General features: G+C 53.1%; 19 protein-coding genes. 12 read left to right on the top strand and 7 right to left on the bottom strand.

Going from position 1 to position 22,019, the window contains the following annotated elements; translation table 11 throughout:
* The first annotated feature begins 120 nt into the window (after positions 1-120).
* From G006_RS0121795 to G006_RS0121745, 11 genes are all read left to right on the top strand, one after another.
* A complete protein-coding gene (locus G006_RS0121795) occupies positions 121-1,323 on the top strand; it encodes a hypothetical protein (protein WP_152428992.1) in 1,203 nt (400 codons plus the stop codon).
* A 2-nt stretch (positions 1,324-1,325) separates the two neighbouring features.
* Positions 1,326-2,456, top strand: a complete 1,131-nt coding sequence (locus G006_RS0121790) for a glutathionylspermidine synthase family protein (protein ID WP_020485344.1) — start codon at positions 1,326-1,328, stop codon at positions 2,454-2,456.
* 2 nt (positions 2,457-2,458) lie between these two features.
* The gene (locus G006_RS0121785; RefSeq protein ID WP_020485343.1) at positions 2,459-2,875 is read left to right on the top strand and encodes a DUF350 domain-containing protein; all 417 of its coding nucleotides are present in this window, start codon (positions 2,459-2,461) and stop codon (positions 2,873-2,875) included.
* 4 nt (positions 2,876-2,879) lie between these two features.
* Positions 2,880-3,572, top strand: coding sequence for a two-component system response regulator CreB (gene creB, locus G006_RS0121780; RefSeq protein ID WP_020485342.1), 693 nt, complete (start codon positions 2,880-2,882; stop codon positions 3,570-3,572).
* On the top strand, positions 3,569-5,002 hold the full coding sequence (gene creC, locus G006_RS0121775; RefSeq protein WP_020485341.1) for a two-component system sensor histidine kinase CreC: 1,434 nt from the start codon (positions 3,569-3,571) through the stop codon (positions 5,000-5,002). Before creB ends, creC begins: the two co-directional genes overlap by 4 nt.
* Positions 5,003-5,049: 47 nt before the next feature.
* Complete coding sequence (locus G006_RS0121770) at positions 5,050-5,331, top strand: BrnT family toxin (protein WP_020485340.1); 282 nt, start codon at positions 5,050-5,052, stop codon at positions 5,329-5,331.
* Positions 5,324-5,617 carry a hypothetical protein gene (locus tag G006_RS0121765; protein WP_020485339.1) on the top strand — a complete coding sequence of 98 codons (294 nt, stop codon included), beginning with the start codon at positions 5,324-5,326 and terminating at the stop codon, positions 5,615-5,617. Before G006_RS0121770 ends, G006_RS0121765 begins: the two co-directional genes overlap by 8 nt.
* Positions 5,618-6,079: 462 nt before the next feature.
* A complete protein-coding gene (locus G006_RS0121760) occupies positions 6,080-6,409 on the top strand; it encodes a hypothetical protein (protein WP_020485338.1) in 330 nt (109 codons plus the stop codon).
* Positions 6,410-6,892: 483 nt separating this feature from the next.
* Positions 6,893-7,645 (top strand): flagellar brake protein, encoded by a 753-nt coding sequence (locus tag G006_RS0121755; protein WP_020485337.1) that lies wholly within the window; start codon positions 6,893-6,895, stop codon positions 7,643-7,645.
* A gap of 165 nt (positions 7,646-7,810) precedes the next feature.
* Complete coding sequence (locus G006_RS27315) at positions 7,811-8,440, top strand: LuxR C-terminal-related transcriptional regulator (RefSeq protein ID WP_152428991.1); 630 nt, start codon at positions 7,811-7,813, stop codon at positions 8,438-8,440.
* A 44-nt stretch (positions 8,441-8,484) separates the two neighbouring features.
* Positions 8,485-9,009 (top strand): PepSY domain-containing protein, encoded by a 525-nt coding sequence (locus tag G006_RS0121745; protein ID WP_020485335.1) that lies wholly within the window; start codon positions 8,485-8,487, stop codon positions 9,007-9,009.
* An 84-nt stretch (positions 9,010-9,093) separates the two neighbouring features.
* Here the strand turns inward: G006_RS0121745 and G006_RS0121740 are convergent, their stop codons facing one another.
* The 6 genes from G006_RS0121740 to G006_RS0121715 are packed head-to-tail and all read right to left on the bottom strand — an operon-like array spanning position 9,094 to position 18,051.
* Positions 9,094-11,481: a hypothetical protein gene (locus G006_RS0121740; RefSeq protein ID WP_020485334.1), complete on the bottom strand. Its 2,388-nt coding sequence runs from the start codon at positions 11,479-11,481 to the stop codon at positions 9,094-9,096.
* Between the two features lie 56 nt (positions 11,482-11,537).
* Positions 11,538-12,401 carry an esterase/lipase family protein gene (locus G006_RS26210; protein ID WP_020485333.1) on the bottom strand — a complete coding sequence of 288 codons (864 nt, stop codon included), beginning with the start codon at positions 12,399-12,401 and terminating at the stop codon, positions 11,538-11,540.
* Positions 12,402-12,423: 22 nt separating this feature from the next.
* On the bottom strand, positions 12,424-13,482 hold the full coding sequence (locus tag G006_RS0121730; RefSeq protein ID WP_020485332.1) for a DUF6765 family protein: 1,059 nt from the start codon (positions 13,480-13,482) through the stop codon (positions 12,424-12,426).
* A 17-nt stretch (positions 13,483-13,499) separates the two neighbouring features.
* The gene (locus G006_RS26205) at positions 13,500-14,396 is read right to left on the bottom strand and encodes a glycyl-radical enzyme activating protein (RefSeq protein WP_020485331.1); all 897 of its coding nucleotides are present in this window, start codon (positions 14,394-14,396) and stop codon (positions 13,500-13,502) included.
* Positions 14,397-14,411: 15 nt separating this feature from the next.
* On the bottom strand, positions 14,412-15,065 hold the full coding sequence (locus G006_RS0121720; RefSeq protein WP_020485330.1) for a hypothetical protein: 654 nt from the start codon (positions 15,063-15,065) through the stop codon (positions 14,412-14,414).
* Between the two features lie 13 nt (positions 15,066-15,078).
* Positions 15,079-18,051 (bottom strand): pyruvate formate lyase family protein, encoded by a 2,973-nt coding sequence (locus G006_RS0121715; protein ID WP_020485329.1) that lies wholly within the window; start codon positions 18,049-18,051, stop codon positions 15,079-15,081.
* 444 nt (positions 18,052-18,495) lie between these two features.
* On the opposite strand from G006_RS0121715, the gene G006_RS0121710 reads away from it, so the two are divergent.
* On the top strand, positions 18,496-20,388 hold the full coding sequence (locus tag G006_RS0121710) for a hypothetical protein (RefSeq protein ID WP_020485328.1): 1,893 nt from the start codon (positions 18,496-18,498) through the stop codon (positions 20,386-20,388).
* 96 nt (positions 20,389-20,484) lie between these two features.
* On the opposite strand, the gene G006_RS0121705 is transcribed toward G006_RS0121710, so the two are convergent.
* Positions 20,485-21,990 (bottom strand): phenylacetate--CoA ligase family protein, encoded by a 1,506-nt coding sequence (locus tag G006_RS0121705; protein WP_020485327.1) that lies wholly within the window; start codon positions 21,988-21,990, stop codon positions 20,485-20,487.
* Between the last annotated feature and the right edge of the window lie 29 nt (positions 21,991-22,019).

Below are 22,019 nucleotides of genomic sequence, written 5' to 3'. Positions count from 1 at the left end.
CAATATCGACATCCGCGCCCCCATCCCCTATTTTCAGCAAAAACACCAAGTAGCGGCTATGCTTCGCCGACGATTACCCCGCAACCAATTCCAACCTCATAGCCCTATGTAGCCTAGCCTATGCCATCGTCGTCGCTAAATAAAAGACTGGTTCTTACTTACAGTGTATGGAAAAAACTCCTTGCTCTATTCGGATTGGCGCTAGCCTTGCTGATGGCCTGGGCCGGGTTTTTGAGCCATTTTTTCATCCTCGAAGTTAGTTTTATTTTGTTAGGGGCTTATTGGGCTTGGGTGATTCTTGGCACCATGTCGACAATATCGATTACGCTTTATCCAGATAAAATCGTCAAGCGCAGTTGGCTAGGCGAAACTACCATTCCCACCCATGCTTTGCTGGTTGCCGATAGCCAAGAGCAGGGTAGCGCAAAATCCTGGCGATTTTTTCATGGCTCCAACAAAAACACCCGGGAGTCGATTCAAGTAGCAGGCAATTTTTTGTCGCCGGAACTGAGACTTTGGCTGGATTCTTATCGCCGCAACATCTATCGGCTGGGCAGCTTTTCCAGCCGCCCATTGAGCAGCAACAGCGCCGTCTGTGTAGAATTCGATAAAGCGGTATCGTCTTTCCGCTTCATGGCAGTGCTTACCGGCGTATACCTGTTGGTGTATGTGATTTATGCAACCATGCTGTACTGGCAATATCCGGTTTTTGCCGGTTACGCGGCCCAGTTGCCGGCGTGGCCGGTGCGCTTATTGTTTGTTGCCGTGGCCTTGGCGGCGTATCCGCTATTGCAAACGCTGACCAAGCCGCCCGTCAATGTGCCTAACTATTCCTTACGCGTTGCACAAGCCCAGCAACAGGCTTTCCGTTCCGCATTGATCGCCAATGGCGTGGCCTGGTTGGGCTTGCCGCTGTTTCTGCTGTGCGGTAACAGACTGGATTTTTATCTAATGCTGTTGATAGGTGCGATTTATTACTACGACTTTTATCCCCGGCTATCCACCTGGGAAAGCATATTGCAAGCCGCACCGGAAGCCCAGTCGGTCCAAGTAACAGTTCCCCGCCGTTCCATGCAGGTGTCCTTGGCTTTATTGGGCGGCTTATCGCTAGCCAGCTATGCCGGCAACCCGAACGATTTTCGGATACGCCAACAAGATTGCGTTGACGACATGGGCAACCCGGTCGAATGTAAAAGCAGTGGTAGCCACGGCAGCGGTTCCGGCTCCAGTTATCGCGGTAATGGCGGCTCGGACAGCCATAGCTCGACAAGACGCGGCGGCTTCGGCTTCTTTGGTGGATCGCACAGTTCGTTCGGCGGCTAAACATGCAACGTATAGCGCTAACTCCCCGCAACGACTGGCAGCAGCGAGTGGAAGCGGTGGGTATGACTTATCACACCCTGGACAACGAAGCCTACTGGGACGAATCGGCCTGCTATCGCTTCACGGCCAGCCAGATCGATATTCTCGACGATGCCACCGCCGAATTGCATGCATTGTGTCTAAAAGCCGTCCAAGCCATCATCGACCGCAATTTGTTCAAGCAACTGCTGATTCCGGATTGGGCCGTGCCCTATATCGTCGATTCTTGGGAGCGCCGCGAACCCAGCGTTTACGGCCGCTTCGATCTGGCCTGGGACGGTAGCGGCCAGCCCAAATTGCTGGAATACAACGCCGACACGCCCACCGCGCTGCTGGAAGCGGCTGTGGTGCAATGGTTCTGGTTGCGGGAATGCTATCCGGACGCCGATCAATTTAATTCGATACACGAAAAACTGCTCGGCTTTTGGCAACATTACCGGGAGCACCAGCCCAGCCTGCATTTTGCCGGCGTCGAAACCAGCGACGAGGACAACGGTAACCTAGAATATCTGCGCGATACCGCCGTGCAAGCCGGCCTGCAAACACAGCGCCTGGCAATCGACCAAATCGGCTGGGACGCCAGCGGGCAACGCTTTGTCGATCTGCGCAACAACCCTATCAGCGCGCTGTTCAAGCTTTATCCCTGGGAATGGCTGTTGCACGAGGAGTTTGGCCCCTACCTGCCGCAAGCCCAGCCCGCTATGCTGGAACCGCCCTGGAAGCTGCTGCTCAGCAACAAAGGCATTTTGCCGATTTTATGGGAGCTGTTCCCCGACCACCCCAATCTGCTGCCGGCCAGTTTCGCCGACCAACCGCTGCTGGGCGATTATGTGCGCAAGCCGCTGTATTCCCGCGAAGGCGCCAACATCCAGATTCGCCGTGGCGCTGGCGTCGTCGAAACCGGCGGCAGTTACGGCAGCGCTGCTTACATTTATCAAAAGCACACGCCGCTGCCCAACTTTGCCGGCAATTTTCCGGTGATCGGCTCCTGGGTCATCGCCGATCAACCGGCCGGCATCGGCATCCGTGAAGACAAAACCGAAATCACCGGCAACAATAGCCGCTTCATCCCGCATTATTTCGTCGAGAATTGACTATGGAATCGCTAGAACTCTCTAACCTCCTGGCCGGCGCCAACGGCTTTTTTCTGCACTTCGTCGCCGCTGCAGCGCTGACCTGCGTGTTTGCTTTCTGCTATCTGTGGATTACGCCCTACGCCGAATTCAAACTGATCCGCGAGGGCAAAACCGCGCCGGCGGTGGCGTTTAGCGGCGCATTGCTGGGCTTTGTGCTGGCGCTGTCCGGAGCTGTCGCCAACAGCGTGTCGTTCATCGACATGTTGATCTGGGCCGGCATTGCTTTATTTTTGCAGGTACTAGTGTTCGTCGGCCTGAGGCTGGCCTTTGCCGACCTGTGTAAACGCATCGCCGACGACGAACTGGGGCCGGCCATCGTGCTGGCCGGTTTTGCGCTGGCGGCGGGCTTATTGAGCGCGGCCTGCATGACCTATTAAAGCCGTGACTGCCGCGAAACGCATCTTAATCGTCGAAGACGAACCGGCCATTGCCGACACCTTGATTTACGTTCTGAACAGCAGCGGTTATCAGACCGAGCACGTCAGCTTGCTGCAAACTGCGTTGTCCAGGCTGCAAACCGACTCGTTCTCTCTGGCTATTCTCGATGTCGGTCTGCCGGACGGCAACGGCTTTGACTTGTGCCGACAGTTGCGCCGTTTCTCTGACATCCCGGTGATTTTTCTAACCGCGCACAGCGACGAAATCGACCGCATCGTCGGTTTGGAAATCGGCGCCGACGACTATATCACCAAGCCGTTCAGCCCGCGCGAAGTCGCGACCAGAGTTGGGGTAATCCTGCGCCGGCTAGGTAAAGCGGACGCTAATAAGCCAGCAGTGACGTCTGACACACAGTTTGATTTGGATAGCCAAGCCGGCCGCATCGGCTATTGCGGGCAGTTGCTGGATTTAACCCGTTACGAGTTTTTGTTGCTGAAACTATTGATCGAACACCCGGAACGGATTTTCTCCCGCGAACAACTGCTGGAAAGAATCTGGCAAGACCCCGGCGACGTCTTCGACCGCACCGTCGATACCCATATCAAAACCTTGCGCGCCAAACTACGCTTGGCCGCCGCCGACCAGGACCCGATACGCACGCATCGCGGCCTGGGTTATAGCTTGCAAGGCCGATGAAGTTATCGGTACGGCTGTTCTTGGGTTATTTCCTGCTGGTGGCCGTGACCGGGCAACTGGTGTTGTTGCTGGTGGTAAAACAGATCGGCCCCGGCGTGCGCACCGCGCTGGAAGCCAGCTTGGTGGATACCGCCAACCTGCTGGCCGAACTGGCCGCGCCAGACTTGTTGCAGGGTAACATCGCCGACGGCCATTTCGCCCAGGCGGTCAAGCGTTACAGCAAGCGGCCGGTGTCAGCGACCATCTTCGGTTTTCCCAAACAATCCCTGGATTACCGGGTTTACGTTACCGACGCGACCGGCATCGTCCGATTCGACTCAGCAGGTACGGCAGTCGGCGAAAACTACTCGCGCTGGAACGACGTCTATCTAACCCTGCAAGGCCAATACGGCGCCCGTTCCACGCAAGCCAGTCCTGGCGATAAAACCAGCTCGACCATGCATGTCGCCGCGCCGGTGCGCGACGGCGAAAAGTTGGTAGGCGTGGTCACCGTCGCCTACCCCACCGCCCTGCTGCAACCCATTGTAGAGGCCAGCAAAACCGCCGTGCAGCGCGGTGCCTTCTGGCTGTTCGGCGGCGCTTTGCTATTCGGCGCGGTGTTCAACTGGCGCTTAACCCGCGCCATCGACTTATTGGTCGGCTACGCCCGCAGCGTCGCGTCCGGCGGCAAAGCCAGTCCGCCCAAATTGCGCAGCGTCGAACTGTCCACGCTAGCACATGCCCTGGAAAGCATGCGCCGGGAATTGGAAGGCAAACAATACGTCGAGCGTTACGTACAAACCCTAACCCATGAAATGAAAAGCCCGCTGGCGGCCATCCGCGGCGCTGCGGAATTGCTGGAAGAACCACTACCGGATGCAGACCGCCGCCGTTTCGCCGGCAACGCCAAAGAACAGGCCGAACGCCTGGATCAATTGATCGAACGTTTGTTGGGACTGGCGGAATTGGAGCAGCGCCAGCAATTATCCGATCCACAGCTATTGGATTTGGGCGAATTGCTGAATAGCGTCCTGGCCGAAAAAGCCCCGCAACTGCTGCAACTAAATTTGCAAACCGCCGTGACGCTAGACGAACCGCTACCGGTGCTGGCGGAAGAGTTTTTATTGCGGCAGGCCATCTCCAATCTTTTGGATAACGCCTTGGCCTTTGCCCCTGCCGAGTCCACAATCGAAATCAACGGCCGCCGCGACGGCAAGCAAATCATCTTGCGTATCCGCGACTACGGCCCTGGCATCCCTGACTACGCATTGGAACGTTTATTCGAACGCTTCTACTCCTTGCCGCGCCCCAATAATGGCCGCAAGAGCACCGGCCTAGGTTTGGCCTTCGTCCGGGAAGTAGCCGTGTTGCATGGCGGCGAGATCAAGGTTGGCAATGCCCAGGGCGGTGGGGCGGAGGCTGTGTTGAGTTTGCCTATGGTTGACCGGTAATTGGTCGCTGCTGATGACGATAGGCACACGCTATGTTAGGCTAGGCCATGAAGCAATTTAACTGGAACACAGAGAAAAATCAGACTCTAATCGCCGAACGAGGTATCTCATTCGAAGACGTAGTATTTGCAATTCAATCCGGCGATTTGCTGGATGATGTTGCCCACCCCAATCCGGATAAATATTCCAATCAAAGAATATTTGTCGTGGATGTCGATAGCTACGTTTATTTGGTGCCTTACGTCGAGACCAACGAAGAGATTTTTCTGAAAACCATCATCCCCAGTCGCAAAGCGACGAAACACTATCTGCGAGGCGGACATGACTAACTTAAAACTGGATCAAGAAGAACAGGCATTATTGGCTGCCTTCGAAGCCGACGAATTCGAATCCATATTGACCGAAGAGCGCAAGGCAGATTTAACCAAAACTGCCGAGGCTACCTTTAAAAAAGACAAGCGTATCAACATCAGAATATCCGCCAGGGATTTAGCGGCGTTACAGCGCCGAGCCTTGCAGGAAGGATTGCCTTATCAGACATTGGTTGCCAGCGTGTTGCACAAATATGCCGCGGGAAGTCTGCGGGATGTTATGGCGGAAAATATTCGGAGTTAGCAAGTATTCAGGATTTGCTCTGGTACTTCATGACGTATTTGATATACACGTATGCCGTCGAATAGGCTTGCCGGTATACGTCGTTTGTTGGTTTTTGATGATCCGGCACATGACGCTTCGCTGATGCGCCCTACGCGGGCTGGGTATCACGGAAGCTACGTTAAAGATTCCGAACCGTATGTTTACGAACTTAAAAAAGGTGAGCGCCTTTAGCATAACCCGCCGCTCAACCCGACTTCGCTACGCGGGTTAGCTTTTGCGTTAGGCACAATTAACCAAAAGCTTCAGCGGTAATAGTTCACAGACAACACAATTAAGTGGTTTTAAACTCAGTCTTAATTCGATGTTTTGGTTTGTATTTTTATTTTTTAAAAGACCTGGCATCGGGTTATTAATTAACGTTAGGTTTCAAAACACGAAATAGTTTTTTATTCATATTAACAATCGCTTAGGAGAATTAAAATGCAAGCATGTTTTGAGTTAGGCGGAAAAAAATACTGTTTTTATGTCCCAATCATAAAACTCCCTCGTCCTCCGATTGACTTTATTGAACCTGGAAAACCAGATCCTACGCCGTGGCTAGAAAGCCCTGCAATCTCACGCGAGGTAGCTTATGACTTATCTGTCTTAGCGGGTATTGACGTTCTTGTGAAAGCCCTAAAAACACCAAGGCTAAAGAAGCAATTTACACAGTCATTAAACGCCGCAATCCCTTGCCTTGATCTACCAAAGGAAGTGAGCATAAACTATGATGATCAACAGGGGATTAATAAATCTGATTGCAGAGCCTAACATTGCGATCAAGCGGGACGCGCCTTTTCGGGGCGGTTTTGAAGCTTTGTTGTTTTTCCGACTTCGGTGGCTTCGCCAGTCTTCCGCGACAGGCGCGCGCCTTAGCTCTACGTTATGTGATTTAGGTAAACCATAATGAAACATAAATGGACTGAAATGGATTGAGATTTTGCCAGTGCGTAGGTCAGGGTGCGCGCTAGCGTTCCCTGACAACTTGGCTTCGATTCGTCACGTAGCCGCTCGGCAACTGCTCCTGCGTTGCCCTACTTCCTGCATCCATACAGTCGTATCACGCCAACGTGACCTACATAATTCACTGCATTCATAGAGTTCGCTAAGTCAGAGAACGCTGTCACGTACCCTGACCTACACGTCTCTACACTTCTCCACATTAAACATTAAATACTCCCAGTTTCAAGCCAGCAATAATCCGACTTTTAACCTATATTTTCCGAATATTTGCAAAACCTACGATAACTATCGATGGAAGACGACTACGCGATTTTTAACCAGAAACAGATTGTCAATTACCTAACTGAAATCCAGCAGCGTAATTGTATTTTGTCCGCTCGCTACGGCGTGAATAATCAATCGTTTTTAACCGCGATCGTGCAAATTGACCTTAAGCATAATACGTTGGCGATAGACATTGCGCCGACGAAAGAATTGACGGACCGTCTGTTACTGACCAAGCGTGTGCATTTCTTCACGCAGGTGGATGGGATTGAAGCGACATTTCAAGGGGTGAACATCAAACTGGTGCAAAGCCCGCAGGGCCCAGTGTTAATGATGCCCTTGCCTGATAGGCTGTATTGGCGGCAGCGGCGTAATTATTATCGGGTGAAAGTACCGCAATCGCATGTCGGCACCTATTGCCAGTTTAACTTTAACGTAACCGACGCCACCACTGGCGTTCAATCTGCCCTTACAAAAACCTTCAAACTGCTGGATATCGGTTTGTGCGGTCTGGCCTTAATCAATCCCGAGCATGCGTTACAACAAGATTTACTGTCTATCGAAGCGGTCAGTTGCACATTATTCCTGCACGATCACGAACATCATCATGCCGATGTCGGGCTGCGCGCCAAATACAGTATCGACGTTAAAACCAGTACGATAAGCACGGCGCATCGGATAGGCTTTCAATTTACCGCCATATCGCCGGCTTTTGAGAGCAGCGTACAGATCTACATGCAGTCCATAGAACGGATGCTGAAAAACATCGAGAGTCATTAGAACAGCGTTAACACGCCCTGTTTCTGTTAATCTCCAACGTCAGCTAGGCTCAAACCAAAACCCTAATCAAAAGGCGAGCCCATCGACGCCAGAGAGAACAATGCCTTTTGCACCACAAGGGCTTGGCTTGGCAATTACACCCGTTTAGACAAAAGGCAAGATATTGTGTCAGTCATCAGACTATTGCTACCACCAGGGTTTGCAGAAATTGGCCTTGATCCGGTAGAGCTGGAGAAACAAGGTATTGTGGTCGTAACAATGGAGCCAAATACTGCGGGCCCGATGAATTTCGCGGCTTTAGACCTAGTCCTGATCGATGGAGAGGCGGCCTTGCAGGAGAATCTGACTCTGATCGATCAAATAAAATCTATTGCTCCCGCGTGTAAATTTATGGTCCTGCTTCGCCATTCCAGCGCCCATGCCGTGACTTATATGCAGGCCGGTGTGACGGGATTGTTAGCAGTGCTTCCCGACGCGGTGAAGTTGGCCGAGATCATCTGCAAGCTTGTGCAAGGTGAATATTACCTGGACCAAAACATAGCGCAGTTGTTGGCCATGCGGCAAATCAAAAAGCAGTTAGATCCATTTGTATCGCTCAGCTCCCGCGAATTCGATGTATTTTGTCTGTTAGCCGAAGGCTGTTCATTGCAAGCGATAGCGCTGCAATTGGGCATCAGCAGTAAGACCGTGTCCAATTGCCAAACTCAAATCAAACTTAAACTGGCTATCGATAATCGAGGCTCGCTCAGAAAGTTTGCGAATTGCCATGGCTTGATTATCGATAACAGCGTATGATTCCCGTCATTCGGGAATTTTTCCTTTTATTTGCGAGGTAGCTTATGAAAAAGTCATTGTTAACATTATCTGTATTAGCCGGTTTTGGCATGTTGTCCGCTAGTGCCGTGGCAGCCGATCAAGGCCTGGAAAACTGCATCCAAGCCGTAAAAAAAGAAAAAGCGGGCGAACTGGTCAAACTGGAAAAGCTCAACGTAGCCGGCAAAGGCGCTTACGAATTGGAACTGCGCGACAGCAACCGCCAGGAATGGGAGTTCATGTGCGATGCCGACAGCGGCAAGCTGACCGAAAAAGAATCTGAAGTGGCCGATCCGAATAGCCTGGCATTCAAAAAGAATGTCAAAGTCACCGAGGAAGATGCCGCAACGATTGCGCTAAAAGCCAACCCGGGCAAGATTGAGGAAGTCGAATACGAAGTCGAGGAAAACGGCGGCTCATCTTATGAATTCGACATCGTCAACGACAAAGGCTTAGAAACCAAAGTCGAAATCGACGCCGCCAGCGGAAAAATTATCGAAACCGCTACCGAGGAATGGGAAATCGGCGAGGAAGTTGACGAAAAACGTTAAGCGCCAATCCTGCCGTTCCAACAAAAACCTTGTCGAGGGGCTCTCGCAAAAAGAGTCCCTGCGGCAACCAGCCGACCCGCCAAGTTAGCTGTTGATATCAAAACCTATCGCCTGCCGATGTTTCTCCCAGGTGTTATCCAGCAATAGGAAATAACCGAATAGCTGGTATTGGTATTCCGCCGGATCGGTAGCTGAGTGAAACGGCACCAGCAAAGCGGTGGAATATATCAGCTGGCCCAGGAACAAACCCTCCGCAAGCTCCACCAATTCATCCAGACACGTACCGATTGGCGCCGGACCGCCGATTAGCGGATAGCGGTAGTGAAACTGGAATACTTTCTTGGCTTTATCCGGTCCGTTGTTCATCGGCAAAATCGATTCCCGATCATCTACACCCAAAAAGCTATAGCCCTGCCTGACGAACGGCGACGGTCCGGCATCGGTGATCTGTTGTATGGATGGCAGCGGCGGATGGTAATTCATATCCAATACTCTGAACAACGCATCGGTGGGTAGGATGCGCGAATCCTGGATGTTATTGCCAAATACCCAATGTTCGGCAGCTTCCCGTTCCCAGAAGGACTTGTCGGCTTTAGACATGCCTTGGTCCCAACTGCCGCTGCTCAAATGCTCGGCGTAAACACCCGGCTCTGGCCAATAATGCTCACGATTTTTTTCAACTAAGGCGTAATGCGGAAAGCTGGCCGGATGGGCTTTTAGCTCGGCTACCCGCTCCGGATAGCGCTGCGCCAGGTCGTCGCTCTCGTCCAGCAGCATGCTCAACTTACGGCCGCTGATCCGTTCGAAAGATTTACCTGCCCAAGGAAATATAAAGCGGCCGATGTTGGCCCATACCGCGTTCAGCAAATTAGGCGCGCGCGGATCGTTTTGCAGCCTATCGGCCAGCGCGGCCGGAATCATGCTGTGTTCCTGCAAAGAGCGAGCGATGTTGGCGATAAAGCTGTCGCCAAAGCCCCAATGCAAATTCAGCGTGGCGCCGTGGTAATAATCAAAGCCGCTGCAAGGATCGCTTTGCCCGTACCAAGCGCGCGCTTCGGGCGCATCGAAGCGGGTGTTGTAGCCCAGGCCCTGGCCTTGAAACACGCCATCGGCAATACGTGGCGCAACGCCGCAACGAAACAGACGATTCAACACCTCAAAATGCCGCAGGTGATCGTCGAAACCGCTGGCCGCGGAAATCTTGCCTTGCTGGCGTTGCAACATTTGCAAAATTGATTCGCCTGGCTGTAGCAACTCCCGCACATCGCCATCGTCAGTTTTTGGCGACGCTTCCAGGCAAAGTGTGGTGAATTTACGCTGCAATTCGGGATCGTCGCGCCAGCCGCTCGTCCATTCCACGCCGTCCGCTGAGGCGCCCGGTTTGGCCCTTACTGGCTTGTCGTAGCCTAATTCCTTCCAGCCGCGTTCGCCGGGCCGGGGCCGCAGGTTCGGAAAGGCTGCGTCGGCGAACGCTTCCCTGGCGCGAGCGGTATCTATCATCAAAAAAAAGCCGTTATTTTGATAGCCGTAATCGACCGAATTATCGCCGGTATACGCTTCGCCCAATTCCCACTCCGACGGATGATCGCCAAACAAAGGTATCTGCAACGTGCCGAGACTGTAATGATGGGTGGCCATAACCAGTTGACCCAGATAGACGCCCTCCTCTATTTGTACCAACTCGTCGATTAGGCGGGTCATCGGGAACGCCGGATGTAAGTCATGCCAACGATAGTTAAGCTGATACACGGCTTTGCCGTTCATCTCTCCAACCACTGACTTGCCGGGCAAGGACAGGAAAATCCCGCCGGTTTTCACATACGGAATGGCTTTTTCCTTGGCCAGATTTTGCGCAAGCAATTGGCTATCGAAGCCCTGCGCTTTGGTATCCAAAGGCCTGTCCCGCAGATTCCAGAACTGGGTTAGGACCGGCATGCCCAAGCTTTGAATGAAATTGGGATCATCCGGTTCGCGGAAAAAATTCCGGCCGATACGAGTCGTTTCCGGGTCGTAATTAAAGATCGCGACGGGATCGTGGCCGCATTTGCCGGCAAACACCTCTTTAGTCACCGGCTCAAACGTCTTACCCATCCATAACCCGGTACTGGCATAAGTGACATTCCACAGCGTCGCCATCCATTCCAGATGCGCCAGCATCGAACGGTTTTCGCCGTGTTTCTTGGCGGTCTCCTTAAAATAATCGCTATCGCGAATAGACATCGAAACCCCTATCATCGGCCCGTCCAGCAGCGTGCTGATGCCGCATTTGAATAAGGTCAGCAATTTTTCGTGGACAGCGTCCCATTCCTCGCGGCGCAGATTGTCTCCCAGAATTTTGCGAAAGCGGCCCAGCATAGGCAGCGCGCCGTCTTGAAGATCGTTGGCGAGAATAGCTTCGAGCGCATTGGCCAACGCTTGTGTTTCAGGCTCCGAAGCGGTTGGGAAATTGGCGACATTGAGATAGTTGTTCATGGTCCTTCCCCTGTATTTGTTATATTTTTTGCTTAGGCTGGACGTATAGGCCCAGCTCAAAAGCCTTGTTGTTTTAGGTCTTTGACGATGTCGAGGTATGCCGCTGGAACATTGAAATGAGTAAGCAGCAGGCCGCGATAGTCCACCAGGTCACCATGCGACAAGCCTCGGTCCAGATTGCTATCACCGATCAAACCGCGAAATCTGCCCCACTGGCAGGATTGCGTGGAGACCATGCCGTCGTTCTCGCCTTCTATCCGTTTCAGCAACACATGGGTGGCAGCAAACACCGGATCGTCGATAGCCCGGCGCATCAGCGTGCCGTAGCTCTGGTAATACACGCCGGGCGCATCAAGTACTTGTTGATTAAATTCCGCCAGATAACTACGAGTCAGCTGTTTAATGGCCATGCCGGCTTGGGGGCTTTTGTCGCCGGTGATTCTGGCCAGGATGTCCATCGCGCCGAACCCCAATCTCTGCGCCAGCCGTTTGAAGAAATTTACGCTCAACAGGTTTTGGGTATCAGGAATGTCGCCGGCGACCAGATCCGCCACGGCCGAGCCATGATGCGGCGTGCACACCGTGGTCAGACTGGCGACTTTTTCGGCCATATCCAGCTTGGAAATCAGATAGCGTGCTTCCAGGCCGCCCTTGGAATGAGCGATGATATTGACCTTTGTCGAGCCGGTTTCGCTAAGCAGCTGCTCAATATTTGGCTTCAGCGCGAGCGCGCTGTTTTCATGACTATTCCAGGCATCCAAACCGCCCTGAACCACCTGAGCGCCGGCGGCTTCCAAAACTTTAGGGATCCGCCCCCAGGAGTTCAGCATCAACATATCGTCGCGGTAACCGATGCCGTGTAACAAGACGATGGGGTATAGGGTACGGCAAGATAGATCGGCTTCGGTATTGGCCTTCATGAGGTGTCTCCTGCTTATCGGCTTAGCCCGCGCAAATGCCGTACTTGGGCAAAATATCGTGCAGCACCGTCAAGCGATGCAATTGCAAGGCGTCGTGGAATAACTTCCAGTTACTGCTTAAAAATCCGGGCTTATAGGGATGAACGCGCAGATCCCAACTGCTGCCCAAGGCTTTTTCCTTCCAGGATCCCACACCTTCCGCCACGTAACTAATCTCGGCGCTGCCAAAACTAAATTTTTCGCCGTTAAAGCCGCTTTTTACGATATCCAGCCATCTTTCATGACGCGTCTTATCTTCTTTAATTTTTAATTCCAGAAAGATTTTATTCAGTAAGGCCTTATCCGCAGCCGGCAACCCGCTTGGGGGTTTATTCAGGTACTGCTGCATGGCTTTACACATCGCATCCGCAGCCTTGCAAAAATCCGTGGGGTTATCGCGATCAACCCAGACACCGCGACCGTTCTTATACTGCCAATGCAAAAACGGTAGATCGGGAAACATCTTGGCTCGACCATGACCCAAGGGCGGAATGACATCGTCCAGCCAATCCTCCAGCATATGCTGGAGTTGCTTGGCATACATACCGGAGCTTTTGATTTCTCTGGCATGTTCCACTTGGTTGATCTCGTGAATTACCCCGGCAAAGCCTTGGTGCGACCAGGTATCCGCATACACATGCAGAGCAATCCCCAGCCGATGCAGACTGTAGGGTTTGCCTTTATCGGCGACGGCCGCCTGCACCATCTCCTTGGCCGGCGGACTATCGGGCAGGCAGACGATTTTCTGGATAAATGTACCGTCCGGATCCTCGCCCGGCCCCTTGCCGCCGTTACCCGGCAAAAAATGGAACGGCAACCAGATCAGATGGTTGTAATCGTTGTTCAAATTACCGACATCGGTGCTTTTATGCGAGGAATGAATCCGCGCATAAAAGGCGTCGTTATCGAAATGCACGACGCCTTCGCTGACGGCGTCGTCCACATATTGTGCCGAATAGGCGATGATGTCGGCTTGGTCATGATCGAAACCGGCAGTACGGGCGGTGACATAGGTAACGGCGTGATGGAAATCGGTTTGCATGATGACTCTCCTTGAAATCAGGATGTGTGCAGACAATCGAGACAGTGTTTGATCTCTGCATCATTCATGAAGGTGGCGCGCCGGTAGCCGGCCTCGATACCGAAACGTTGCAGTTTGTCCTGCCACAACGGGTTATACGGTAAAGCACTGATCTGTGTGATGCCGTGCGCCCGCAAGAATTGAGCGATGCCGCTCAGGTTAGCATCGGTCGCGGTAATATCGGGAATCAGCGGAATCCTCACCCGCACCGGCACACTGGCGCCCTCGGTCAGGCGTAGCAGATTGTCCAAAATCGGTTGATTGGAATGGCCGGTATGGCGGATGCTGTCGGCTTCGTCTATTAACTTTAGATCGAAATAAATTAAATCCAGCCACGGCAACAACAAGCGTTCGAATCGGCCAAAGTTGAACATGCCGTTGGTTTCGATGGCGGTTCGAATGCCGACGGCTTTGAGTTTTTTAAAAAACTCGTGCAGAAAATTCATCTGCATGGTGCATTCGCCACCGGACGCCGTAACGCCGCCGCCGGTAGCATCAAAAAAGGGCTTGTCTATTGCCACCCGGTAAAACAGCTCGTCCACGCTCAGCCATTGACCAACCAGCTCCAAGGCATGCCGAGAGCACACCGTCGCGCAGCGCCCGCACTGATCGCAGCGCTCTCGATCAAGCCGCAGCAGCTGGTCTTGCAGGGTTAAGGCTTTGGTTTTACAGACCTTGATACAAAGTCTATCGCAGTCGTCCGGATCACAGAGCTCGGGGCGAAAAGACAGGGATGGCCCCGGAGCTAGCCCTTCGGGATTTTGACACCAACTGCAACTCAGCGGACAACCCTTGAAAAACACTGTGGTGCGGATGCCCGGCCCGTCCTCGCTGGTATTGCGTTTGATATCGAAGATGTAGGCTTTGCTGTCCATCTTCCTGCTCCATGTTCAGGCCGCTTTGGGAAGGTCCAGGGACAACTGAATATCCGTGGCGATAGCGCCCAGTTTGAAAAGATGGCCGACATGGCCGGTCAGCTGCACCAGATTCTCCAGCAGCAAACCGACGATATCGACACCGGAACGGCCCAACAGGCCGATAATGGATTGCACGTCCTTGAAGCGCACGACCAGATCGACCTGGCTGGGGTCATTCTCAATTTGGTCAGCTTGATTTTCAGTCAGCACTTGCGTATCGACCAGCGCCAGCGAGTTCAGCGCCTGTCCGAATGGGGTCTTGATATACAGCGCATCGGGATCGGGGCAAAACCTCAGCAACACATTCATATCGTCGCCGCGCCGGCTGGTGCGGATCAGAAATTTGCCTTGATAATAACGGCGACCGGCCGGCGCGGCGGGATCGAGAATCACGAAATTTTCCTCGAAAAACGCATGAGCCTTGGCAGCTTGTCCAGCATCCAGATGGCAATCGCGCAATAAATAGCCAAACCCCAGCCGCAGCGCGACAGCCATACCGCCGGCCAGTAAACGACCTTGGGCCTTATCCAACACTGCCGGCAGATCGCCGGCCTGGGTCGCGGCCTTGGCGCCCAACTTCAAGGTTTTTTGTAAATTCGGTAATAAACAGGGAAATCCGGCATGCATGACAGTTCTCCTATTAAATTGCGTTGAGCGTATGTTGCTCGGCGCCGGTATCCAAGCCAAAGTTGGCTCTTTGAATGATCTCTTTACGCATTTGCGGGCTGAGCGTAACAAAGTACGCCGAATAACCCGCCACGCGTATCATCAGATCCTTGAACGGCTCCAGGGCTTTGTGCTCGGCCTCGCCGGCGCCCGCTTGCCCGGCCGCCGTGGCGGCGCGGTCGGCCGCCACCAGATCGTTGATGGAGGACACGCACATTTGTACCAGCACGCCGTTTTGGTCGGCAAAGGCCTTCATATAGCGCGAGAACAATTCGGTATCTTCTGCGAAATGGCCGCGATCGCGAGTGGTTAGGCTGAGGTTGTAGGTGTAGCCGTTCTGTACCGTATTAGCATTCACGGCAGTGACCGACAGCATATGATCCAGCAAATTAACCGGCTCGCCGTTGGCTTTCACAACGCCCGGGCACGGCGTGATGCCGCTGGCAAACGATTCGCCGCTACGCCGGCCATTGGGTGTGGCCTTGGTGAGCATGCCGAAGCCGGCATGATTGGTCATGCTCCAGTACCCGGGCAGATAACGCCCGCCGCGATGAGTCCGGTATTGCGCAAACACCTCCTGCAACATTTCCGTCAGCAAATGCGTGTATTTAACCGCGGTGGCGTTGTTGTAAATACCGCCGGGAGTTTGATCGACGCCGGCACCGTATTTGGGGGCCAAGCGGACCATTTCCTTGATTTGTTTTAAACGATCTTTGCTTAGATTCGGCAAGCTGAGCGGCGCATCTTCTGGATGCAACCAGTTTTGCACCCGCGCCAGAAATGCCGCCCAGGCGCTTTTTGGCTGCAGGCTGTTTTCATCGAAATCGGCCTGCATCGCCGCCAACAATTCCCCGGCAGACATTTTGCCGCCAAACACCAGGGTGTCCAGCACGCAAAACGAGTCGATCACATCGGCCAAACCGATCACCGCAATCCCCGCCGAATTGTATTTGGCGCCGCCGGCGGATACATCGCGAAAACTGGCGCCTTTGCTGTCCGGCGTATTGGTAGGACCGGTGAACAACCCGGACAAGAACGGCGACTGCCGGGATTGTTCGTAGAAACGGCCAAAGTAATTATTGCATTGCACGACATGGCGGGCCATTTCGTTCAATTGAAATTTAAAGGCTTCGATAAACGCTTGCATGCTATCGATTTCAATCAAAGGCTGAGTGGTGTAACGCTCGTCGCCGTAAAACAGGTTAGCCGATTTCGGCGCCACGCCGTCGCTGCGGTGTTTGCCGCCGTACAAAGCCAGCTCCAACACCGCCGGCAGCACCATCAAGGTCGAGCCGGTATTGCCGTAATGTTTATGCGCGGCGTTCTCTTCGATGCAGCCGATAGAAGTGTAATCGTAGGCATCCGCCAAGGCTTCTTCTGCACTAATGCCGGCGTGCGCCGCATAGTAATTGGCCATGGCCGGCACCACCGCCGCATCGCCATGCAGAGCCGGCGTGGCTCGGGTCAGGATATTCACCTGGCAAATGCGTCTTAAATACGGGTCCATCACCTCGGTTGGCAGCGGATTACCTTGGGCGTCGCTGTGATGCACATCCCGATGATAGCGGGCATGCACGTTAGGGTCGCGGATCGACAAAATCTCGGTAGCCTTGAGGATGATGTAGGTCATATCGTTGACCGCATCGACGACTTGGCCGTTTTCGTAACGGGTGCCGCCCACGGTCAACGCTTGATTGGAGCCGCTGCCGGCAAACAGGGTCTCAGAGCCGGACGTGGACAGCGGCACATGATCAGAACAATGCAGAAAGAAATGACTGACGAGCTCCACGGCATACCGGATGTAATCGTCCTGCGCTTGCGCGCTATCCAGTTTTTGCCAATCGGCCAGATAGAAGGGGTTAAGTATTTGATCCAGGCGGCCGATGGAAAAACCGAAATTGGTGTTTTCATTTAGCAACAGGTGATAGCAAATCCAGACAACCGCCAGCGCTTCGTGCAAGGTTTCGGCGGGCTGGGCCGGAATCTTCCGGCAAATTGCAGCCAGCGGCAGATTGCCGGCTTTATCAGCGGCCTCGGCCAGATGCTGCGCGTAAATTTTGGCACCTTCGTAAACCTCGATTACGCCTTGCAGAAACTCTACCTGCTGCGGCGTAGCCGCTACGCCTTTGGCGATGTCTTGCCGAGCCCGCTCAATCAAACCATCGAAGCCATATTTCAAAACCCGCTCAAAATCCGGCACCGTATGCGAAACGCATGTGGCTTTGTCGGATAGGAAGAACGCCACCCGCTCCATGAGTTCCTGAGCTTTCGGGGTTTCTCCGGCTTTTTTACTTAACGGCGGATCAATGGACGGCGGGTAATCACCGCCAACCCTATCCCGGTTTTCATAGTCGGCGCTATCGTAATTGCTATACCGAGCTAATTCCTGCACCGGTTTTTGTTCCAGCCAGAATGGAAAAATCTCCCGATTCAGGCGGTCAGCCACTTCCGGGCGAATCTTGAACGGATTTTGGGTGCGGGTCGTGACGGTTTTTAATTCCGGCCAGATGCAATAACCTATGGTGTCGGCGTAGACCACCGGACCGACGAAGCTGGTGGTGGTTTGGCCGGGCAGTAAGTCTTCTGCATGCACGATTGCGGTTTTGTTGACGAAGATGTGGCGCAGCGCTTGGGCGCGCCGGGTGTAAGGCGGTAAGGCCTGACTCTCGGGCCTGCGTAAGAATTCGGTCAGCAAGCGCGGCAACTCGTCGCAAATCTCCGGCGTGCCTTCCGGCGCGAACAGCTTCTCACGCCAGGCGTTGACGACCGGGAACTGTTCCAGCGTTATATGACGTAGCGCCAAGTCCTTCAGAGTTTTAATTTTCTGGAAGTCTTGATTGATGATGGGAAATAAGTCGATTTTTCCGGAACCGGAGTCTGGCAGAGCAGGACCCTTGCCGAGTTCTACCGAAATACCGCCGTCGGCTGATGGATATGGAACAGACATGTTCAATCTCCTTTACAACAGAACGTTCCCTCGTAAGCGTATGCCGGCTGCTTGCGGCTTGATCGCCAGTTCCCTGCTCCGACTATTTTTGTGATGTGTATCTAATTATAGTCCAATCCTTATGAAACATAAGGAAATAAACATGGCCGTTTTCTTGTGTCTTAGCGACTCAATTCGAGACCAGCAAGACGGAAATACGGAACCCTAAACGAAGACTTTATCTTCCAAAACTTAAGCGCTTACATTTGCAGGGTATTACGTAAGCAACAGCGATACACCAATAGATGCTCTATCCGCAACATATTGACCGGCGCCAAGCCATAAGATTCGCCAGTTTCTAGCTGGCATGGAAATTGACATAACTATATTGAGGCTCAAAAAACCTCGACTCTCAGGACACTTTAATTGCATGCCACATTAAAAGATTTTACGGAGCAAAATCCTATGTCAACCAAATCGTTTCCCGCACAAACCGCTATATCCAACGTATCCCCATCGGACGACGGCCAGAGTGCCGCCGAAACCTCGGATGCAGGAGCAAGCACAATCAGCCGGCGCTCGTTTATCGGTCGGGCTGCCGTGATTTCCGCCGTAGGTGTGTTGGCGCCAACCTTACCGGCATCGGTTCAAGCGGCTGTCGGCCGGGGTCATTTTGACGATGACGACGCAATCCCCGAATCGCTCGGCCAAGACTTCTCAAGAAAATATCAGCGCGATGTTTTCGATACCCTGCATAGCAAGGATTTACGGAAAAAAGCCTTTAAGGCCCGCCTAAAATCCGCCGAAGCCGAATACAAGATCGATATTCCGCCACAACCCAATAATGGCGACGAACTACGCTATCCGAACAAAATCGCCATTTCCACGAAAGGTTTGCAACACGATGCAAACGGCCATGTGCTACCCGATTCCTACGAATCATTTTTAAAAGCGCTAAAAACCGGCAAACATGAAGATTTTGAAAAAATCAAACTGGGCGGCACTACTAAATTAGCCGGTATCCAGGGCCCTTTATCGGTTAGTCTTGAAGGCATCACCAATAGCCAGTTGGCCATTCCGGAAGCAGCGCCGCTCGACAGCGCCGAACTGGCCGCAGATCACATCGAAGTTTATTGGCAAGCGCTGTTGCGTGATGTGCCGTTCAGCGAATATCGCGACGACACCAATAACGAGCTGGTGCTGGCGGCGGTAACCGAGTTGAATAGCCTGAAAGCCTTCAACGGTCCCAAAATCAATGGCAAGGTCACCCCGGAAACCTTGTTCCGCAGCACCGCGTCCTATGTCGATTACCATGCTGATCCGTCCGGCAAAAAAGGCAAATATATCGTGCCCGACGGCACCCTGGATGGCCCTTATATTTCGCAGTTTTTACTGCGTCCTATCCCGGCCTGGGGCACCATCGCCAGCCAAGCGCAAACCCGTCCGATTCAAAAAGCCGGCGAGACATTTGGCGCCACGTATGAAGAATGGCTGGCACTACGCAACGGCAAAAGCATAGGCCGCACCATTACCTTGGAAGCCGGTCGCCGGCATATCATCAATGGCCGCGATTTGGCGACATTGGCGCGCGGCAGCGGTCCTACTTACTTGCACGTATTGCAAATACTTACCTCCGCACCCAATGCCAGCAATCCGTTGCTAGGCGGTGTCGGTGCACCATTGAATCCGGCCAATCCTTATGTCAATTCCAAAACCCAGGAATCAACGGCTTCGTCTTTCAGCACCGCGTTTATCCAAGGCTTGCTGGCACTGGCTGGCGCTTATACCAACCGGGTGTCTTACTATCAAAACTGGTACGTCAATCGCCGCTTGAGACCGGAAGATTACGGCGGTTTGGTTCACAAAATTCTGGCCAACGGCGCCAATTACCCTATCCATCCCGATATTCTAAATTCGGAAGCCGTGGCACGTATTTACAAGCAATACGGTAGCTATTTACTGAACAGCGCCAGCAATGTAGGCGCCCCCACCCATCCGGGTTATCCCAGCGGCGCGACCATCAGCGCAGCAACACCTATCACGCTGTTGAAAGCGTTCTTTGACGAAAGCTATGTCATACCGAATCCGGTGGAGGTGGACCCTAACGATCCAAGCAAACTCAGACCTTACACCGGCTCTGAAAAATTGACCGTGGGCGGAGAGTTGAACAAACTGGTCAACAACATTGGTTTTGGCCGCAACTTTAACAATTTCCATATTCGCGCGGACATTTCCGCTTCGCATAGCTTAGGCGAAGCACTGGCGATCAGCCTGCTTAGAGACCAGCGTTACACCTACAACGAACCTTTCGATGGCTATACCTTTACTAAATTCGATGGTAGCAAGGTAACAATCTAGGGTTTCGGAATCTTTTGGGGCGTGCAGGTGCTTGGCAATTTAATGCACCTCTCGCCCCATGCCGGTTAATTCAAACCGAGTCTTCGCTTAGTTCATTTAGCGTCGGGTATAACGATGTTTCACCCCGGCGGGAAAATATTCCGTATCTGCAAAACTATGTAAGCTGATTTGCGGCAGTTGTTTCTCGGCTGGCGTGTAATTGGCAAACTCGCTGTTCAGCCGCAACAATTGAGTACGGATGGAGGCCGCTATCATCGGCGCCATTGCCGGTTCGGGCACCACGCCCGGCAATAATTCCACGGCGATATGCAGATATTTATCGCCTTCCGCGTTTTCCTGAGTTTGCAGGACAAATTTACCGGTCACCCAAGCCATGATCTCCGGCTGCTCCAGCCCCACAGTAACGTTTTCCGGATAGATATTGGCGCCGTAATACGACACGGTAAAATCCGCGCGGCCAAACACATACACAAACGGCAGGTTACGAGCTTGAAACCCACTGTCCAAACCTAAATCCTCGACTGACTGCATGCCGTGCTGCCGCAAAAAATCCCAGATTTGCGCGTAGCTCAACACCCCACCCTTATCGGCGATGTGATAGCGCAGCAAAGGCACACTGTTCTCGCCGGAGACCACCAAAGTCCCCTCGTGTACTTCGAAGAAACGGCTATGCGGGTCGTATTGCACCAGGGTCGGCAACCGCGACTCGCCAAACAAACTTCGCGCCGCTTCCGGCCGTTGCGCTAACCAACGGCGAATGGCGATGCTGAGCGGCGTTTCGTTACCCAATACGCCGCCGTCTGCGGTACCGTACAAAGATGCCGAATCGAAACAAACCGACTCCGAACCAATACGTTCGGACAGCAAACTGCGCCATTCTTCGCTAAATACCTCGCCAGCAAATACCAGTTTGGGCTTGAATTGGGCCCAGTCTATGCCTTCGGCGGCGCCGGCATCGATCACATCCTTTACAAACGGCGGATAGCCTAATAACACGGTCTGCTCGAAGTGCGGCGCTAATTCACGCACCACCCGAAAAATCTCGGCTTTGTTATTGCCCGGCGTTGCCACCAGCAACGGATAGCCTTTGCCCGCCAAATGCCAGCAGCAAGACGTGGTAAACAATCCGCCCACCCAATTGCCCAGCGCAAAACACACCACCGCCAGCGTAGTCCGTTGATCGGCCTGAAAACTGTCCTTGAACACTTGCTCGAAACGCACCGCCACATCCAGTTCATATGCCGCCGAACGTGGCCAAAACGTCGGCACGCCGGTGGAACCGGACGACACCGCTACCCGGTCCGCCCCGCTCAGACTGCCGCCGAAACAACGCTCCGGCAGCGGATAGGCATGCATGTAGTTGGCCTTGTTGATTAACGGTAGATTTTGAAAATCCGGGTAAGCGTTAATCTGTTTGGGATCGATTTGCTTGGCTTGTAAAAACTGCCGATAAGCGGGAACCTCTGCCGCACAACGCTGGAATAAAGCCAGCATTTTTTGCTGCGAATTTTCAGCCTGATGTCCGGCAAGCAAGGCATCCAATGGCGTGGAAAGAAAATGCTGAAATGCTGCCGCGGAAATTGTCGTCGGTAAATAGCTCATCGCAAACCACCTGAAAAATACTTGAAAAA

Origin of the sequence: Methylomonas sp. MK1 (genome assembly GCF_000365425.1) — a bacterium.
In the GTDB taxonomy this organism is placed as follows: Bacteria; Pseudomonadota; Gammaproteobacteria; order Methylococcales; family Methylomonadaceae; genus Methylomonas.
Note: the sequence above shows the minus strand (reverse complement) of the source record. Positions and strands in the feature narration are given on the sequence as shown.

What these genes read in the sequence shown, in the direction of transcription:
- creC (WP_020485341.1), top strand. Translation starts at nt 3,569, where the DNA reads ATGAAGTTATCGGTACGGCTGTTCTTGGGTTATTTCCTGCTGGTGGCC.
- G006_RS0121710 (WP_020485328.1), top strand. Translation starts at nt 18,496, where the DNA reads ATGTCAACCAAATCGTTTCCCGCACAAACCGCTATATCCAACGTATCC.
- G006_RS0121795 (WP_152428992.1), top strand. Translation starts at nt 121, where the DNA reads ATGCCATCGTCGTCGCTAAATAAAAGACTGGTTCTTACTTACAGTGTA.
- G006_RS0121705 (WP_020485327.1), bottom strand. Translation starts at nt 21,990, where the DNA reads ATGAGCTATTTACCGACGACAATTTCCGCGGCAGCATTTCAGCATTTT.
- G006_RS26205 (WP_020485331.1), bottom strand. Translation starts at nt 14,396, where the DNA reads ATGGACAGCAAAGCCTACATCTTCGATATCAAACGCAATACCAGCGAG.
- G006_RS26210 (WP_020485333.1), bottom strand. Translation starts at nt 12,401, where the DNA reads ATGAAGGCCAATACCGAAGCCGATCTATCTTGCCGTACCCTATACCCC.
- G006_RS0121745 (WP_020485335.1), top strand. Translation starts at nt 8,485, where the DNA reads ATGAAAAAGTCATTGTTAACATTATCTGTATTAGCCGGTTTTGGCATG.
- G006_RS0121790 (WP_020485344.1), top strand. Translation starts at nt 1,326, where the DNA reads ATGCAACGTATAGCGCTAACTCCCCGCAACGACTGGCAGCAGCGAGTG.
- G006_RS0121765 (WP_020485339.1), top strand. Translation starts at nt 5,324, where the DNA reads ATGACTAACTTAAAACTGGATCAAGAAGAACAGGCATTATTGGCTGCC.
- G006_RS0121760 (WP_020485338.1), top strand. Translation starts at nt 6,080, where the DNA reads ATGCAAGCATGTTTTGAGTTAGGCGGAAAAAAATACTGTTTTTATGTC.
- G006_RS0121715 (WP_020485329.1), bottom strand. Translation starts at nt 18,051, where the DNA reads ATGTCTGTTCCATATCCATCAGCCGACGGCGGTATTTCGGTAGAACTC.
- G006_RS0121740 (WP_020485334.1), bottom strand. Translation starts at nt 11,481, where the DNA reads ATGAACAACTATCTCAATGTCGCCAATTTCCCAACCGCTTCGGAGCCT.
- G006_RS0121720 (WP_020485330.1), bottom strand. Translation starts at nt 15,065, where the DNA reads ATGCATGCCGGATTTCCCTGTTTATTACCGAATTTACAAAAAACCTTG.
- G006_RS0121770 (WP_020485340.1), top strand. Translation starts at nt 5,050, where the DNA reads ATGAAGCAATTTAACTGGAACACAGAGAAAAATCAGACTCTAATCGCC.
- G006_RS0121785 (WP_020485343.1), top strand. Translation starts at nt 2,459, where the DNA reads ATGGAATCGCTAGAACTCTCTAACCTCCTGGCCGGCGCCAACGGCTTT.
- G006_RS0121730 (WP_020485332.1), bottom strand. Translation starts at nt 13,482, where the DNA reads ATGCAAACCGATTTCCATCACGCCGTTACCTATGTCACCGCCCGTACT.
- G006_RS0121755 (WP_020485337.1), top strand. Translation starts at nt 6,893, where the DNA reads ATGGAAGACGACTACGCGATTTTTAACCAGAAACAGATTGTCAATTAC.